The following is an 18,145-nucleotide window of genomic DNA, read 5'->3' on the forward strand; positions in this document are numbered from 1 at the left end:
TGTTGAAATTAAATTCATTAAAGCAGGTTAGATAAGCTTAATAACCATAAAACTATTAAGTTGGTCTAATGAATTTCACTCACAGGAAAGTGCATTTTAACTGTCTGATTCAGATAGTTCAGGGATAGATGAAAAGGATGAAACCAATGCGTAAACAACGATTATTGAATGACATACAAAAAATACTGACACTTAACTTATCAATCGCTGCAAGCTTTTGGGGACTCAATACTCAAGCGTTTGCTCATGGTGGAAAGGCCGAAATGGTCTCACTTTATCAAAATATGAGTGAGCAAGGTGCTAAAGTTGTCAAAGACGATTTTACCAATACTTATATGATCACCAAAGGTTCTATGGTGGTTCGGGCCAAACCCAATTCAGATCAGGTTTTGATAAATGGTAAACCTTTTAAACTCAGTGTCCCTTTATTAGTCAAAGATGGTAAACCTGTTATTGGAAAAGATTTTTTTAATGAAGTTTTCCAGTCTGGGTTAGATCAAACTTTCAAAATTGAAAATACGTTTCATCCTCTTAATAGCTTAAATTCTGACGAAATCAAAAAGACATTTGATGCGATTAACCACTCGAAATACGCCTATAAAAATATGCGTTTTGCTGAGTTAAAGCTTAAAGAACCTGAAAAAGCAAAAGTTTGGGACTACTTCATCAATCACAAAGAATATACAGACGCTCGAATTGCATCTTTCATTTTGTTAAAAGGTAACCAAGCGATTGAAGGTGAAGTTAATCTTAATACTCAACAAGTCACAAAATGGAATGTACTTAAAAACACTCATGGAATGGTGCTTCTAGATAATTTTGAAGCCGTACAGCGTGTAATTGAGACAAGTAAAGAATATCAGGAAGCTTTACGGAAACGCGGCATTACTGATGTGAAGAAAGTGATTGCTACACCGCTAACTGTTGGATATTTTGGCGGTAAAGATGGTCTGGATAAACAACTCAATATATTAAAAGTCGTCGCTTACCTGGATGTTGGCGATGGTAATTATTGGGCACATCCTATTGAAAATTTAGTTGCTGTAGTCGATTTAGATAAAGAAAAAATTATTAAGATTGAAGAAGGTGCGATCATTCCTGTGCCGATGGCAAATCGACCTTATATGTCGAATAAGCCCGTAGCAAGTAAGCTAAAACCACTCAATATTACTGAACCTGAGGGCAAAAACTTTAGCATTACAGGTCAAACCATACATTGGGGGAATTGGTGTTTGCATGTGGCCTTAGACTCTCGTGTTGGCTTACAACTTTCAACAGTGACCTATAAAGATAAAGGCGTGAAGCGGAAAGTCATGTATGAAGGGAACTTGGGTGGAATGGTAGTTCCATATGGTGACCCTGATATTGGATGGTACTTCAAATCTTATTTGGACTCTGGCGAATATGGTATGGGAACACTTACCTCATCTATTCTTCCGGGAACTGATGCACCCGACAACGCTGTTTTACTTGATGCTGTGATTGCAGACTATAAAGGCCAGCCACAAGTGATTCCAAATGCGATTGCTGTGTTTGAACGTTATGCTGGGCCTGAATATAAACATCATGAAATTTTTGGTAACCAAGATGCGAGTGAAGCACGCCGTGAACTTGTCATTCGCTGGATTAGTACGGTTGGAAACTACGATTATATGTTTGACTGGGTATTTGCCCAAAATGGTGTAATTGGAATTAATGCGGGTGCAACGGGTATTGAGGCGGTTAAAGGCGTTAAATCACGCACTATGCATGACAGTACAGCTAAAGAAGACACCAAATATGGAACTTTAATTGACCATAATATTGTCGGTACAACGCATCAGCACATCTATAACTTCCGCTTAGACATGGATGTAGATGGGGAAAACAACAGCTTTATGCATATGGACCCTGTGGTGAAAGCCAATGACAAAGGTGGTGTTCGTACAAGCTCAATGCAAATTGACAGTAAAGTCATTACGAATGAGCAAAATGCAGCTGAAAAATTTGATCCATCCACCATTCGTTTACTCACGAATTTCAACAAGGAAAATAAATTAGGTAATCCAGTTTCTTACCAATTGATTCCGTTTGCAGGTGGAACACACCCTGTGGCAAAAGGAGCCAATTTCTCTAAAGATGAATGGTTATTTAAACGTTTGAACTTTATGGATAAGCAAATTTGGGTGACTCAGTACAATCCAGACGAACGCTATCCTGAAGGGAAATATTCAAATCGTTCGACTCATGACACAGGGTTAGGACAGTTCATTGGCAACAATGAGAATATTGAAAATAAAGATCTTGTGGTGTGGATGACAACAGGCACCACCCATGTGGCACGTGCTGAAGAATGGCCAATTATGCCAACAGAATGGGTAAATACGCTCATCAAACCTTGGAACTTCTTTGACAGCACCCCGACTTTAAACTTGGGTGAAGAAGAGCAAAACACACAGCACGACCATTAATAAAAATGTGAATAAGCCAGAATGGGTAACGAATAGGTTACCCATACCTGAGCACGGTTAGACCGTTCACAAAAAAGGAATTTCTCAATGAAAAATTTATTTTCTCGGGTTATGAGAGGGACTCTCTTTGTCTCATTTTTTTCAACTGTGCATGCTGGTGAGCTTGAAATTAAGCCAACTTTTGAAGCAACTTTTGGGGCTTTTAGTAGCGGTAAAAGCTATAACGGTGAAAACCTAGATGATGAAAGAATCAATTGGCAAGAAGGTCATCTTAAATATGGTGCAAAAGGACAATACACCTTCAAAAACAATCAGCTCTATGCAAGCTTGAGCGGTATTAGCTCGGCAACATTTGGTGATGGAGACGCAGGCCAAAATAGTAATGGCAAAGAACGTAAAACAGATGTGAATGAATGGATCATTGGTTTTAAAGACGGTACCAATAAAGATGAGTTGATGACTTATGATTTAAGTATTGGTCGACAAAATATCATGATTGGTGATGGGTTCTTTATTGCGGGTGATGCGTTAAACCTAGGAAAAGTGCCTGCGGACGGCACACTAGATCGGGGCGGAGCATATTATCTGGCAGCTCGTCGAAGCTTTGATTTTACAAGTTTGCTTCAATACAAACCGCAAGAGAATACAACGCTAAAGCTGGCTTATTTAAAATCGGACAATAAAGCACAATTTTCCCCAGAACTCTTTGTGACTGATCTGATGTATCAGCTTAAAGATAAGGGTGTTGGGTTCACTTACTTAAATGTATTGGATCTTGAAGATACTGAACAGGTTTCAGGGCGCGAAGATCTTAAAAATTATGCTTTACGTTTAAATTATCAACCTTTGCCAGAGTTACAAGTTAAAACTGAGTTTGTAGTTCAAGATAAAAAAGATGGCCACGAAAATGCTGGCTACTTAGCGCTGAACTATAACTTTTTATCTTCAAAATATACGCCTTCATTAGGCTACCGCTTTAGCCATTTTTCAGACCAATACGACACCATCTTTTATGGAAATACAGTTGGGTTTGGTACATGGTTTCAGGGCGAAGTTGCCGGAAACTATGCTGGTCCATTTAATAAAAATGCAGATATTCATCAAGTCTCTTACATGATGAACTTGAAAGAAAATTTTATGGTGGGTGCTTTGGCCTATAAGTTCAAAACAGTAAATAAGTCTTTAACCAATGTGGATGGACATGAGCTGGATGTATTTTCGGTCTGGTCGGTTAATAAAAAATTCAACGTTATTCCTTTAGTGGGACTCTATAAACCAAAATACGATATCCATAGTGGTGGTACTCAAAACTACGATGACAAGACCAATGTATATGCGCAGTTGATTCTGCAATACATCTATTAAATTAGAGCGAAGGAGATCGTGTTTATTGGCGGTACATTCATAGAAATAAAATTAGGATGAAATCAGATGAATCAACAATATGACTATATCGTGATTGGTGCTGGCTCAGCAGGTTGTGTGGTTGCAGCACGACTATTAGAAGCCAAGGCAGGGCGCGTTCTTGTTTTAGAGGCGGGAAGCCGAGATAGCAGTATGTTTCATACTATACCTGCGACGGTAGTTAAAGTATTCCAGCAAAAATCATGGCAATACATGACTGTTCCGCAGAAATATTGTAATCATCGTGAAATGATCCTTGCACAAGGAAAAGTGTTGGGAGGTGGAAGCTCGGTTAATGGCATGATCTATTGCCGAGGCCAACGCCAAGATTATGATTTATGGGCATCGGAATGGGGATGCAATCAGTGGTCTTATCAACATGTACTGCCTTTTTTTAAGAAAGCAGAAAAAAATGAAAGTCTTGCTGATGAATATCACGGACAAGATGGCATTTTACCTGTCAGTGAAAACCGTTATCGCCATCCTTTAACACTTGCTTGTATTAAAGCAGGTCAACAAATGGGGATGAGTTACGTCAATGATATTAATGGTTGGGATCAGGCGGGGGTAGGGTTTTATCAAACTACTACTCAAAACGGTTCTCGGGCGAGTACCTCAAAAACTTATTTAAAGTCAGTCGAAAACCACCCAGATCTTACGGTCATTACGGATGCCTTAGTACATAAAATTGAAACTCAAGGTGATCAGGTTACTGGGGTTACTTACAGTGTTGGCGGAAAATCACCGATTACGGTACAGGCTCAAAAAGAAGTTATTCTGAGCGCTGGTGCAATTGGCAGTCCTAAGGTTTTATTACTTTCGGGAATTGGCCCAAAACAGCATTTAGATGAACTCGGAATAGAATGCATTCGTGACTTACCTGTAGGTAACAATTTTCACGACCATTTGCATATGTCGGTCAATGCAACAGTAACAACCAATAATAGTCTGCTCGGTGAAGACCACGGTTTAGCCGCAGTACGACACTTTTTACAATGGTGTTTTACACGTTCAGGATTGTTAACCACCAATATTCTAGAAGGTGGTGGTTTTATTGACACAAACAACAATGGTCGACCTGATGTCCAATTTCATTTTTTACCTGTGCTGGATAATTTCGATAATACCCCCGGTGAAAAAGCAGCGGCTCAGGCACATGGCCTTACCATTAAAGTCGGACATGTACAGCCAAAAGCACGTGGGACTTTACGGTTAAGCAGTAAAGATCCAAAAGATTTGCCTGTCATTGACCCTAATTATTTAGGTCATCAAGAAGATATTGACGCAAATATCCGTGCGGTACAGGCCGGACTTCGCCTATTACAACAACCAGCATTGAAAGCGATTGTCAAAGAAGTCGTTGAGCCTGCAAATATCGATCTTGATGATATTGAAGCGATTGATAAATGGATGCGTCAGAACATTAAAACGGTTTATCACCCCGCAGGTAGCTGCAAAATGGGCAATGCTCCACAAGATTCGGTCACAGATCAGACACTTAAAGTACATGGTTTTAAAAACTTACGTGTGGTGGATTGTTCTATTTGCCCACAAGTTCCAAGTGGTAATACCAATGCAATTGCCATAATGATTGGTGAACGCGGTGCAGACTTTATTTTGAATCAGGTCGCGTAGTTGCTGTCATATCAATATTTAGAAATGAAAAGAGGAAAAGAAAATGAGTGAAGTTCAGATTTTAGAAAGCGTACAGCAATTTATGGCACGACAACATGGACATTTTATTGATGGAAAATTAGTTGCTGCCGAGCTTTTAGATAAAGTGGATATTGTAAATCCATCGACTGAACAAGTTGTGGCTCAAATTAGTATTGGTAGTCAAAACGATGTAGATAGTGCGGTAACAAATGCCGAACATGCTTTTCAAAATGCTTGGGCTGAAACTACGCCGTATGAACGTGGCGTTAAACTGAATAAGTTGGCAGATTTAATTGAGCAACATGGTGAAGAACTTGCACAGCTCGAATCGTTGTCTACTGGAAAACTTATCAATATTTCAAGACACCTTGAAGTCGCACAATCTGTTATTTTCTTAAGATATTTTGCGGGTTGGGCAACTAAAATTAATGGTCAAACTATGCAACCCTCTATTCCTTCTATGCAAGGTGAGAAATATACAGCCTTTACTTTAAGACAACCGATTGGTGTGGTTGCAGGGATTGTGCCTTGGAATTTTTCACTCATGATTGGTGTTTGGAAAATCGGTTCAGCTTTAACAACGGGTTGTACCATTGTGCTTAAACCTAGTGAATTTGCCAGCTTATCTTTATTACGTTTAGCTGAACTTGCCATTGAAGCAGGTATTCCAGCTGGTGTAATTAATGTAGTGACAGGTAAGGGGGAGACGGGACAATATTTAATTGAGTCGCCGCTCGTTAAGAAAGTCTCGTTTACAGGTTCAGTACCAACAGGCATTGCGATTGGTAAGCTCGCGATGAGCAGTGATTTAACCCGTGTAAGTCTGGAGCTGGGTGGTAAAAATGCCATAGCCATCTTGGCTGATGCAAATATCGATGAGATATTACCGACTTTGCTACAAGCAACTTTTGTACATCAAGGCCAAGTTTGCGCATCCCCAGAGCGTTTTTTTGTACACCATACAAAACATGATGAACTTGTCGAGAAACTCTCGAAAGCACTTTCTAGTTTCAAAATTGGATCGGCTATGGATGAAGGAAGTATGTTTGGTCCGCTCTCTAATCAGCCACATTTTCATAAAGTAAAACATTATTTAGATATGGCAAAAGCCAACAGCCAGATTATTGCTGGTGGTGAGGCTCTAGATCAGACAGGATATTTTGTACAGCCGACTTTGATTTCCTTCAAAAATACGGATGATCCTTTATTTTCAGAGGAAACTTTTGGTCCGGTGGTCGGGATAATGCCATTCGAAACTGATGAAGAACTCGTTCAACTGATGAACCAGTCGCGCTTTGGTTTAACCGCAAGTATCTGGACAAATGATTTGTCTAAAGCTTTACGTTTAATTCCTAAAATTGAAGCAGGCACCTTATGGGTGAACATGCATACGTTCTTAGACCCCTCGGTTCCATTTGGTGGGGTGAAAGCTTCGGGAATTGGTAGAGAGTTTTCAGATGCATTTATTGAAGATTACACCGAATTAAAATCGGTGATGATTCGGTATTAAGTTCAAAGATTCTACGAGATATAAAAAAATGGCCTCTATAGGCCATTTTTTGAATCATTAAATTAACCTAATAAAAAATCCTTTAGGATTTTATTAAAAGCTTCTGGTTGCTCGACATTAGAAATATGAGAGGCATCTATTTCTGCAAGTTTTGATTGTGGAATGCGTTGCTGCATAAACTCACCATCTGCAACGGTTGTTACAGGGTCTTGAGTTCCAGCAACCACCAATACAGGAATTTTGATATCTTTTAATTGCTCACGGACATCCGCTTTAGCCAAAGCCTCACAACAATTGGCATAACCCATTGCGCTGCCAGCACTTAAGTCGTTACACAGGTTGTTGACAATTGAAGCATGACTTTGGATAAAGGGATCTGTAAACCATCGCGAAGCTGCTGTAGCTGCGATCGGTTGTAAACCTTGCTCACGTACTAATTTTGCACGGTCAAGCCATGCCTGTTCTTGTCCAATTTTAGCGGCAGTATTTGCAACAACTACATGACTAAAACGGTTAGGGTAGTGAATCGCAAGCCATTGACCTGTTAAACCACCCATGGAAATACCACAAAAAGCAGCTTTGCTAATATTCAAATGATCCAGTAAATGGACAACATCTACACCTAATTGCTCTACAGTGTATGGACCATTAGGTGTAGAGGATGAACCGTGGCCACGAGTGTCATAGCAGATCACAAAGAATTGATCTTTTAATTCATTAAACTGTTTTTGCCACATACCATAATTGGTGCCCAAAGAATTGGAAAACACCAGAGCAGGGGAAGATGGCTCGCCAAAAGTTTGATAGTTAATTTGTGCATCGGCAGATTGAAAAGATGGCATTTGTTACTCCTTAAAGTGCTTCAACACGTTCAATAATCAAAGCAATGCCTTGGCCCACACCAATACACATTGAACATAAGGCATAACGACTACCTGTTTGTTCAAGCTGGTTTAAGGCTGTGGTCACAAGACGTGCACCTGACGCACCAAGTGGATGACCCAAAGCAATTGCGCCACCGTTTGGATTTACCTTGTCAGAATCATCTGGTAAACCTAAATCACGGGTCACTGCTAAAGCCTGTGCAGCAAAGGCTTCATTGAGCTCAATCACATCCATCTGATCTAAAGTCAGATTAGCTTGTTTAAGTAATTTTTTAATCGCTGGTGCCGGAGCAAAACCCATAATGCGTGGTTCTACACCCACTGCTGTTGAAGCAATAATCTTGGCACGCGGTTTTAGGTTATAAGCCTGAACCGCTTCGTCAGATGCAATCAGTAGAGCTGATGCACCATCATTAATACCTGAAGCATTGCCTGCTGTTACTGTGCCATCTGCTTTAACCACAGGTTTAAGTTTGCTTAAACCTTCAAGTGTGGTCGATGCACGAGGATGTTCATCGGTATCAATCACAACAGCATCACCCTTACGCTGAGGGATTTCAACTGCCACGATTTCTTTAGAAAAAAAGCCTTTGGCTTGCGCGCTTGCGGTGCGTTGTTGGCTCACCAAGGCAAACTGGTCCTGATCTGCACGATTAACGTTGAACTGTTCAGCCACGTTTTCGGCAGTCTGGGGCATGGTGTCTACACCATACAATTCTTTAAGTTTTGGGTTAATGAAGCGCCAACCCATGGTAGTGTCTTCAATCTTCTGGCTACGGCCAAAGGCACTGTCTGACTTACCCATCACATAAGGTGCACGGCTCATACTTTCTACACCACCTGCAATCACCAAATTCGCTTCACCTGCTTTAATGGCGCGGGCAGCAATGGCAATGGCATCGAGTGATGAACCACACAAACGGTTAATGGTGGTTGCTGGCACCTGATACGGTAAACCTGCAAGAAGTGCTGACATACGACCGACATTACGGTTATCTTCACCGGCTTGATTGGCACAGCCATAGACCACATCATCGACCTGTTTCCAATCTACACTTGGGTTACGCTGCATGAGCGCTTTAATCGGCACAGCGCCAAGGTCATCGGCACGGACAGGTGCAAGACCACCGGCATAACGGCCAAATGGGGTACGGATGGCATCGATGATATAAGCGTTTTTCATTCTTACATTTCCATTTTGAAATCTGTTGCTGTCATTGCCACATTGTTAGACTTTTCCAGATTTTGCTGGAGATCATCATGGTTACTAAGTTAAAAGTAGTCATGACAGAGTCTTATCGTGTTGAGTCAAATGCCAGTAGCTAATTCTTGTCACTTTTTTAAAAAAGTAACCAAAAACCTTTGTTGAACAGAGGAGGCTTCCATGCCTCCCTGTCCAACGGGCGACATCCATGTCGCCTGTCACAATAGCGAATTACGGTAAAATCCAAATTAATAAGCAAGAACCGTATTCAAAGAGTTCCATTCAGTGTTTCGCGTTGGCGACATGGATGTCGCCTCGTTACTCAGCACAACAGGGATGTTGTGTCTGAGTAACAAAGGATTTTTGTTACTTTTTATCCTTAAAAAGTAAGGTATTGCCTATACAAAGGGCTTTCGAAGACCACTATCATTTACAGGCAATGACGGTAGTAGCATTGGCTATGCTGTGTAAACCTTACCCTTGAGTCGCATCAATCAAAGTTGCACCTGTTAAAGCCTGTAACTCATCAAAGCTAAGACCTTCAACTTTCTCGATCACCTTTAACCCATCTTTGGTCACGTCAATCACACAAAGATCCGTGTAAATACGGTCAACACAGTGTTTACCCGTAACCGGATAGCTCAGCTCAGCCACAATTTTCGGCTCACCTTGCTTGGTCACATGGTCTGTGGTGATAAATACTTTTTTAGCACCTACAGCTAAATCCATCGCACCACCTACCGCAGGAATCGCATCGGGAGCACCCGTGTGCCAGTTGGCCAAGTCACCATTCGCAGCAACCTGAAAGGCTCCAAGCACGGCAATATCAAGGTGACCACCACGCATCATCGCAAATGAGTCACCATGGTGGAAAAAGCTGCCGCCTTCAAGCATGGTCACAAACTCTTTACCCGCATTAATCAGTTCAGGATCTTCTTCACCTGCAGCTGGCGGTGGGCCAAAGGCCAACAGCCCATTTTCAGAATGAAGAAAAATATCTTTATCGTCAGGTAAGTAACTAGCGATCTTGGTTGGTAGGCCAATACCCAAGTTCACATAGGCGCCATCTGGAATGTCTTGTGCCACACGTTTTGCAATCTGGTCACGGCTGAGTTTCTGGTAGCTCATGTTATTTCTCCTTATTGCTTACTGTGCTGGCGCTACTTGTACAACGTGCTGTACAAAAATACCTGGGGTGATAATGTGCTCAGGGTCTAATCCACCGAGTTCAACCACTTCAGAAACCTGAGCAATGGTGACATCAGCAGCCATCGCCATAATCGGGCCAAAGTTACGTGCAGATTTACGGTAAACCAGATTGCCCCACCGGTCGCCCTTATAGGCTTTAATCAGGGCAAAGTCAGCCTTGATCGGATACTCAAGTACATAGTCTTTACCATCAATATGACGGGTCTCTTTACCTTCGGCCAAAAGTGTTCCAAAGCCTGTTGGGGTAAATACAGCACCTAGTCCCATACCCGCTGCCTGAATACGACATGCGAGATTACCTTGCGGTACCACTTCAAGCTCGACCTTTCCGGCACGGTACAGTTCATCAAACACATAAGAGTCTGACTGACGTGGAAAAGAACAGATGACTTTTTTAACCGAACCAGCTTTCAGCAATTTCGCCAGACCATAATCGCCATTACCGGCATTGTTGCTGACAATAGTTAAATCTTTAACACCGAGTTCAATAAGACCGTCAATGAGCTCAGCGGGTTGTCCTGCGGTACCGAAACCACCAATTAGAATGGTTGCACCATCTTTAATCTGCGATAGAACCTCGCTTAGTGAGGACTTACTTTTGTCAATCATGTGAGAAACCTTAGAGCATGAGGTAACGTGATGTATTACTACCGCTAAAAATTTATTTAAATTCTTAATGGTAGTAATAAATGGAATAAATTTTGTGAGTCAAAAGCGAACTTTTAACTCACATATATTTTCAATTAAGCACTAGCGCGACGACGTTCAACTTCAGTTGAAGGAGCAGCAGCGGCATCTTTAACAAGTTCAATGTTAAATGTGATGTGTTTGAAAGCGTGATCTAAACCACGACGTTGAATTTCAGCTGGGTCAGTTACATCAACTGCTGTTGCAACTAAGCCGTCACGCGTTGCGAAAGCAAAGTCATCCCATAAGTACTCATCACCCTCAATGTTGAATTGAGTAGTTAGCTTGCGGTAACCCGGTGCAGAAACGAAGTAATGAACGTGAGATGGACGGTTACCATGACGGCCTAATTTATTAAGAAGGGCCTGAGTTGTACCTTCTGGCGGGCAACCATAACCTACAGGCATCGTCGTTAATGCAACATATTTACCATCAGCATCAGTCAAGATAGTACGACGTAAGTTAAAGTCAGATTGAGACTTATCAAAGAATGAGTAGTTACCCAAACTGTTGGCATGCCATACTTCAACTTTGGCATTTTCAATGATATTGCCATCAGTATCAGTTACGGTACCTTCAATAATTAAGGTATCGATTTTGCCAGATTCTGTACCATCATCCATACGCGCAAAACCAACAGATTCAGGCGCGCCAGCTACATAAAGTGGGCCTTCGATGGTACGAGGTGTGCCACCCGTAACGCCAGCTTTTGCATCAGCTTCATCTGCACGTAAATCAAGATAGTGCTCTAAACCTAAGCCGGCTGCCAAAAGACCAAGTTCGTTTGCTTGACCAGCATCTGTGAAATATTCCAAACCTTTCCATACTTCTGAAGGTTGAATATCTAAATCTTCAATGGCTTGAAATAAATCCCCAAGAAGGCGCACTACAATTTGTTGAACACGTGCATCAACTTCGCCTTTTGCAGTGTCGACATTCATTTGTTTTACAAGCGCATCAATTTGTTGACGGTTCATACTAAAACTCCTTAAGTATGCAATACGGTTTTGGGTGGCAGCGCTGCGGGCATTTCGTTTTGCTAGCGAATAAGTGCCGCCACATTCCTTGTTACCTTCTGAATAATCTGCTTGATTTTTAAATGGACTTCAGAGATCACATTTAAAAAATTCTTTTGGTTTACGAATCATCATCACGAACAGAAGAAGGGTGGCGATTAAGTGCCATCACTTCGATGTTCATATAAGGATAGAGAGGTAAACCCTGTAAAATATTGTGCAATTCTTCATTGCTCTCGACATCAAAAATGCTGATGTTCGAGTACTGACCTGTAATACGCCAGATGTGACGCCATTTACCTTGACGCTGTAAGTCTTGCGAATAGGCTTTTTCAACAGCCTTAATTTCATTTGCTTTGTCGGCTGGCATATCAAGTGGAATATGCACATCCATACGTACATGAAATAACATGGGAAACTCCTTATCCTGTTGCCTTAACGACGTAACTTCTCGACTTTATCTTCATCAATTTCAATGCCTAAGCCGGGAGCCGTTGGCAAGTGCAATTCAAAGTTTTCGTAACGTAGCGGTTCTTTCAGAATTTCTTCGGTAAGCAATAACGGACCAAATAATTCAGTACCAAACGCTAATGTTTCAAAGGTTGCAAACGCATGAGCAGAAGCCATGCTACCTACAGGGCCTTCAAGCATAGTGCCGCCATAAAGATCAATTCCAGCCAAACCTGCAACCTTGGCAACTTCACACGCTTCGATCAGACCACCAGATTGTTCAATTTTTACTGCAAATACATCAGCACCATGGCTTTTTGCAATACGGTATGCGCTGTCGGGACCAGTTAAAGCTTCATCTGCCATAATTGCGACATCAAAACGCTGTGTTAGGCGAGCAAGTGCTTCTGTGTTTTGAATAGCACAAGGCTGTTCAATTAAATCAATCCCGCCATCTTGAAGCTGTTGAATACCTTGAATACATTCCAGCTCTGACCATGCACGATTTACGTCAACGCGTACACTAATATCTGCACCGAGTGCTTTTTTAATTGCAATCACATGATCAACATCGTGTTGCAAAGGGCGTGAACCAATTTTGAGTTTGAACGTGTTATGACGTTTTAACTCAATCATTTTTCGAGCTTCAGCAATATCTTTTTCTGTGTCACCAGACGCGAGCGTCCAAAGTACAGGTAAACTATTACGCAGACGGCCACCTAAAACTTCACTTAATGGCACGCCTAAACGTTTTGCCTGAATATCAAGTAGAGCAGTCTGAATCGCACATTTTGCAAAACGGTTACCATTAATATTCTTACGAATCAGTTTTAGTGTTTGAGCCACATTTAAATCTTTAACTGATGTGAGTAATGGTGCAAAGTAAGTATCAATATTGGCTTTGACACTTTCAGGACTTTCTTCACCATAGTTCAGTCCACCAATGGTGGTCGCTTCACCCCAACCGACAATACCATCCGTGGTCGTAATTTTAACGAGTACCAAAGTCTGAGTACGCATGGTAGTCACAGACAGCTGGTGAGGACGGATAGTTGGAATATCCACAAGTATGGTTTCTATGGTTCTATACATGAAGTTTCAACTATTTCAAACTTGTTTACATACCATAGAAGAATGTAATAGCCTAAAATAGATATAGAACGGTATTTTAAGATACTAAAAAGGTATATTAATGGAATTAAGACATCTACGTTATTTTGTTACCGTTGTTGAAGAACAAAGTCTGACTAAAGCCGCAGAAAAGCTTTTTATTGCTCAGCCACCACTCACGCGTCAAATTAAAAAACTAGAGGAAGAGTTAGGCATTGATCTGTTCGTGAAAGGCTCACGTCCATTAAAAGTGACAGAAGCAGGGCTGTTTTTTTACCAACATGCTGTTCAGATTTTAACGCATACGGCTCAAGCAGCTTCTATGGCTAAAAAAATGAAGCTGGTTGAGAATGTTGTTAAAGTTGGCTATGTGAGTTCGCTTCTTTATGGGCGATTACCACAGGTCATTTATCTATTTAGACAAAAAAATCCTGACATTCATGTCGAGCTTATTGAATGTGGTACACGGGATCAGGTCGAAGCCTTAAAGTTAGGAAAAATTGATTTAGGTTTCGGACGGCTACCTATTAGCGATCCTGCCATTAAGCGACTTCTACTTCGTAAAGAAAAATTAAAACTCGCGATTCATAAAAAACATCCTTTAAGTGAGTTCCAAGAATCAGGAATTTATTTATCTCAAATTATCAATGAGACAATTTTTTCTTATCCCACAACACCTAAGCCGAATTTTTCGACCACTATTCAAGCTTTATTTACCAAATTAGGTCTTGTTCCAGCCAAACTGACTGAAGTCCGCGAAATTCATATGGCACTTGGCTTGGTGGCATCTGGAGAAGGTATTTGTATTATTCCAGAAAGCGCCTGTGACATTGGAATGAAGAATCTAACTTATTTAAATATCTTAGACTTAGAAGCCTATAGTCCCATTTCTCTATCAATGCGCAATATGGACCAAAGTTCGTATATTCCTAAAATCTTAGATTGTATTGAAGAGATCTATAGCGAAGAAGAAGTATCCAGAAATTTGAATTTATAACTTTTTAATACGTTTTAAATTGAATTATCATGTTATTTTAAAACTTTAAACCTATAGGTAATATTTAAAAGGATTATTAGATGAGAAAAATTTTAGGGATAGCTTCTCTTATTATGTCTAGTGGTTTTGTACATGCTGAGCAAGTAAATGAACAAGAACAAATTTCTCCATACAGTGCTAATGTAACCTTTGCAAGCCAATATATATCACGTGGTTTTCAACAAACTTGGGGCAAGCCTGCATTACAAATTGGTTTAGATTATGCAAATCTGAATGGATTATTTGTGGGGACTTGGGCTTCAAATGTAAGTTCTAATTATCTTCGTGATGCTTCAGTTGAGTGGGATTTTTACACAGGTTATATAAAAACTTTTGATAAGTTTTCAGCTGGAATGACGGTTTTTTATTACTACTATCCGGGAGCTAAAAGTACACCTGAAACAGGGAGTACCAGTTATAACTATGGCGAAATTGTGCCTCAAATTGGTTATGGGCCTTTGACTATTAAATATTTCATTACCTACACTCCAGATTATGCAGGCTATAACTCAGATACGATGGGTGGCACTGAAGGTAAACGTTCAAGAGGAACAACTTATCTAGATTTAACTTTTACTCAGCCTATCAATGAGTCTTGGACTTTTGGTGCCCATTATGGCTATGAAAGAATTAAAAATTTCTCGGAAGCTAACTTTCAAGATATGAAAGTCGAATTGATTAAAGATTTAGGGGATGGCTGGACTACTGGTTTAGCGTATGCCAAAGCTTGGGACAAAGATGGTTTCTATAAAAAGTATAGTAATGGTGAACCTGATGCGCCAATTTCAAATCCGATTGATTCGACATTTACTGTTTCAGTTAAAAAGGTATTCTAATTTATAAATAAAAAAGCCTGCTGACTTTATTTCGAGTAATCAGGCTTTAAATAGAAAATATATAAAAATTATTTTTTAATTAAATCGTAAGCCATTTTGGTGTCGTCAAGCTGAACAAGTGAAGCATGGCGAGCCGAGAGCGGATCTTTATTTTCAATTGCGGTTAAAATCGCTTTATGTCTAGGTAGTGAATGGCCTTGTAAATTTGGGCGCAGACTAGTGACTTGAATGGATTGCTGCAAAGGTAAAACCAACATTTTTGACATATAAGCCAGCAAGTCATTATGAGTTGCTTTGGCAATTGCCAAATGAAATTGAATATCTGGCTCTATAAATTCTTCAACTGTTGTCGCTTTTTCCATCCCTTCATAGGCATGTTTAATACGTTCAATATCTTCTTCGTTTGCCGTACTTGCCGCAATATAAGCAAGCTCTGGTTCCAAAACGCGTCGTACGGTAGAAAGTGTTTTAAAAAATTCGTGTTCAGGCGTGGTTTGAATCAACCAAAACAATACATCTGGATCGAGTAAATGCCATTCTTCTTTCGGCCTAACCACCGTTCCGATTTTGGGTCTTGAGTAAGTTAAGCCTTTAGCGTTTAAAACACGGATTGCTTCGCGAAAGACAGGGCGGCTGACTTTATATTCCTCACATAAATCAACTTCACTTGGGAGTTTCTCATTTTCTGAAATTTCTCCAGAAACAATTTTTAATCCCAATTGTTGAACAATTAATGCATGTTGGCTTTTGCTTGGAATAGGATTTTTATAGTCAGCTTTACTCATATTTCACTATTACGACATGTTGAATATCCTATGGTATAGATGACCTTGTGTTTTAACAAGATCATCTTTTTCAAGAATAAATATTAATGAGAATGACGTGGAACTTCTGAGCCACGGCAACCGACCAAGAAATCAAAATCACAGCCCTCATCGGCTTGTAAAACATGTTCTACATAGAGTTTGCGGTAGCCGCCAATAAAACTTGGCGGAGCTGGAGGCGCTAAATTCTCAAGACGTTGCTTAAGTTCCTCATCACTCACTTCTAGATGAAGTTTTCCAGCATAAGCATCAAGTTCAATAAAGTCACCATTTTGAACTACAGCTAAAGGTCCGCCCGCCATGGCTTCAGGGGCAACATGTAAAACTACGGTGCCATACGCTGTTCCACTCATACGTGCGTCGGAAATACGAACCATGTCGGTAATGCCTTTGGCTAAAACCTTTGGAGGCAATCCCATATTTCCAACTTCAGCCATGCCCGGGTAGCCTTTAGGGCCGGCATTTTTCATCACAAGAATACAAGTTTCATCAACATCAAGGTCTGGATCATTAATGCGGGTTTTATAATCATCGAAGTTTTCGAATACGACTGCACGACCACGGTGTTTCATCAGTTCAGGTGTGGCAGCAGATGGTTTAAGCACCGCACCTTTAGGGGCTAAATTACCGCGTAAAATACACATGCCGCCATCTTGTCGAATTGGATTATCTATTTTCCGAATCACTTCATCGTTATAAATAGGTGACTGTTGGCAGTTTTCCCAAATGGTTTGACCGTTTACGGTTAAAGCTTGAGGATGTGGTAAGAGATTAGCTTCACCCATACGACGAATCACGGCTGGCAAACCGCCGCTATAATAAAACTCTTCCATTAAAAAACGACCCGAAGGCTGTAAGTCAACAATGGTTGGCATTCCACGGCCAATACGGTTCCAGTCATCGAGTTGTAAATCAACCCCAATACGCCCAGCAATTGCCTTTAAATGAATCACGGCGTTGGTTGAACCACCAATAGCCGCATTGACTTTAATGGCATTTTCGAAAGCTTCTTGGGTTAAGATTTTAGAAAGGCGTAAATCTCCATGAACCATATCAACAATACGCATACCAGAAAGATGAGCCAACACATAACGGCGCGAATCTACCGCTGGAATGGCCGCATTGTGGGGTAAAGAAGTGCCTAGGGCTTCAGCCATGCACGCCATTGTAGAAGCGGTGCCCATGGTATTACATGTACCAGCTGAGCGTGACATACCAGACTCGGCAGATAAAAATTCATTTAAATCAATTTTGCCTGCTTTTAACTCTTCATGCATTTGCCAAACGATAGTACCCGCACCAATGTCTTTACCTTTGTGCTTACCATTCAGCATTGGCCCACCAGTTACTACAATGGCAGGAATATCACAACTTGCGGCACCCATTAATAATGCAGGGGTGGTTTTGTCACAACCTGTCAGTAACACTACGCCGTCAATAGGGTTACCACGAATAGCTTCTTCGACATCCATACTGGCTAAGTTGCGGGTAAACATAGCGGTAGGGCGTAAATTCGACTCACCATTTGAAAACACTGGAAATTCAACAGGGTAGCCGCCCGCTTCTAAAATTCCTTTTTTTACGTGTTCGGCAATTTTTCGAAAATGCGCATTACATGGAGTGAGTTCAGACCACGTATTACAAATTCCAATGATGGGCTTGCCTTGAAACTCATGATCTGGAATTCCTTGGTTCTTCATCCAGCTGCGATACATAAAGCCATTTTTATCCGTTGTACCAAACCAGGCAGCCGAACGAAGAACTTGTTTGTTATTCATACAAATTTCCCTATATAGTATTACTATTAGAATTAATTGATTTAAAAATACACTATAAATTTTATTTTTAAAAGGTTTGAAATTTAAATAG

General features: G+C 40.7%; 15 protein-coding genes. 6 read left to right on the forward strand and 9 right to left on the reverse strand.

Features of this window, described 5'->3' with window-relative positions; genetic code table 11:
• Positions 1–137: 137 nt before the first annotated feature.
• The 4 genes from tynA (at position 138) to ACTJJH_RS01980 (ending at position 7,020) form a co-directional block, all read left to right on the forward strand.
• Positions 138–2,450, forward strand: a complete 2,313-nt coding sequence (gene tynA / locus ACTJJH_RS01965) for a primary-amine oxidase (RefSeq protein WP_440600629.1) — start codon at positions 138–140, stop codon at positions 2,448–2,450.
• Positions 2,451–2,597: 147 nt separating this feature from the next.
• Positions 2,598–3,815, forward strand: coding sequence for a hypothetical protein (locus ACTJJH_RS01970; protein ID WP_440600782.1), 1,218 nt, complete (start codon positions 2,598–2,600; stop codon positions 3,813–3,815).
• Positions 3,816–3,881: 66 nt separating this feature from the next.
• A complete protein-coding gene (locus tag ACTJJH_RS01975) occupies positions 3,882–5,489 on the forward strand; it encodes a GMC family oxidoreductase (protein WP_320123874.1) in 1,608 nt (535 codons plus the stop codon).
• Between the two features lie 43 nt (positions 5,490–5,532).
• Positions 5,533–7,020: an NAD-dependent phenylacetaldehyde dehydrogenase gene (locus ACTJJH_RS01980; RefSeq protein WP_320123875.1), complete on the forward strand. Its 1,488-nt coding sequence runs from the start codon at positions 5,533–5,535 to the stop codon at positions 7,018–7,020.
• Between the two features lie 62 nt (positions 7,021–7,082).
• Here the strand turns inward: ACTJJH_RS01980 and pcaD are convergent, their stop codons facing one another.
• The 7 genes from pcaD to ACTJJH_RS02015 all read right to left on the reverse strand — a co-directional run bounded on the left by pcaD (position 7,083) and on the right by ACTJJH_RS02015 (position 13,562).
• The gene (pcaD, locus tag ACTJJH_RS01985; protein WP_032038466.1) at positions 7,083–7,862 is read right to left on the reverse strand and encodes a 3-oxoadipate enol-lactonase; all 780 of its coding nucleotides are present in this window, start codon (positions 7,860–7,862) and stop codon (positions 7,083–7,085) included.
• A 10-nt stretch (positions 7,863–7,872) separates the two neighbouring features.
• Positions 7,873–9,087 carry a 3-oxoadipyl-CoA thiolase gene (pcaF, locus tag ACTJJH_RS01990; protein ID WP_440600630.1) on the reverse strand — a complete coding sequence of 405 codons (1,215 nt, stop codon included), beginning with the start codon at positions 9,085–9,087 and terminating at the stop codon, positions 7,873–7,875.
• Positions 9,088–9,582: 495 nt separating this feature from the next.
• Positions 9,583–10,236, reverse strand: coding sequence for a 3-oxoacid CoA-transferase subunit B (locus ACTJJH_RS01995; RefSeq protein ID WP_005305953.1), 654 nt, complete (start codon positions 10,234–10,236; stop codon positions 9,583–9,585).
• Positions 10,237–10,254: 18 nt separating this feature from the next.
• Positions 10,255–10,926 (reverse strand): 3-oxoacid CoA-transferase subunit A, encoded by a 672-nt coding sequence (locus ACTJJH_RS02000; protein ID WP_440600631.1) that lies wholly within the window; start codon positions 10,924–10,926, stop codon positions 10,255–10,257.
• A 134-nt stretch (positions 10,927–11,060) separates the two neighbouring features.
• The gene (gene catA, locus ACTJJH_RS02005) at positions 11,061–11,981 is read right to left on the reverse strand and encodes a catechol 1,2-dioxygenase (protein WP_002113693.1); all 921 of its coding nucleotides are present in this window, start codon (positions 11,979–11,981) and stop codon (positions 11,061–11,063) included.
• Between the two features lie 160 nt (positions 11,982–12,141).
• Entirely contained in the window at positions 12,142–12,432 is a 291-nt protein-coding gene (gene catC, locus ACTJJH_RS02010; protein ID WP_000897236.1) for a muconolactone Delta-isomerase, read from the reverse strand.
• Between the two features lie 23 nt (positions 12,433–12,455).
• Entirely contained in the window at positions 12,456–13,562 is a 1,107-nt protein-coding gene (locus ACTJJH_RS02015; RefSeq protein ID WP_206262326.1) for a muconate/chloromuconate family cycloisomerase, read from the reverse strand.
• 100 nt (positions 13,563–13,662) lie between these two features.
• Between ACTJJH_RS02015 and ACTJJH_RS02020 the strand changes: the two genes are divergently transcribed.
• Together ACTJJH_RS02020 and ACTJJH_RS02025 are read left to right on the forward strand one after the other, a co-directional pair.
• Positions 13,663–14,577: a LysR family transcriptional regulator gene (locus tag ACTJJH_RS02020; protein WP_017386078.1), complete on the forward strand. Its 915-nt coding sequence runs from the start codon at positions 13,663–13,665 to the stop codon at positions 14,575–14,577.
• A gap of 80 nt (positions 14,578–14,657) precedes the next feature.
• Positions 14,658–15,452 (forward strand): TorF family putative porin, encoded by a 795-nt coding sequence (locus ACTJJH_RS02025; protein ID WP_440600632.1) that lies wholly within the window; start codon positions 14,658–14,660, stop codon positions 15,450–15,452.
• 68 nt (positions 15,453–15,520) lie between these two features.
• Here the strand turns inward: ACTJJH_RS02025 and ACTJJH_RS02030 are convergent, their stop codons facing one another.
• A complete protein-coding gene (locus tag ACTJJH_RS02030; RefSeq protein WP_005069141.1) occupies positions 15,521–16,237 on the reverse strand; it encodes a FadR/GntR family transcriptional regulator in 717 nt (238 codons plus the stop codon).
• 83 nt (positions 16,238–16,320) lie between these two features.
• Entirely contained in the window at positions 16,321–18,054 is a 1,734-nt protein-coding gene (locus ACTJJH_RS02035) for an IlvD/Edd family dehydratase (protein ID WP_440600633.1), read from the reverse strand.
• Positions 18,055–18,145 lie beyond the last annotated feature (91 nt).

Source organism: Acinetobacter sp. 22301 (assembly GCF_052045285.1).
In the GTDB taxonomy this organism is placed as follows: domain Bacteria; phylum Pseudomonadota; class Gammaproteobacteria; order Pseudomonadales; family Moraxellaceae; genus Acinetobacter; species Acinetobacter pittii.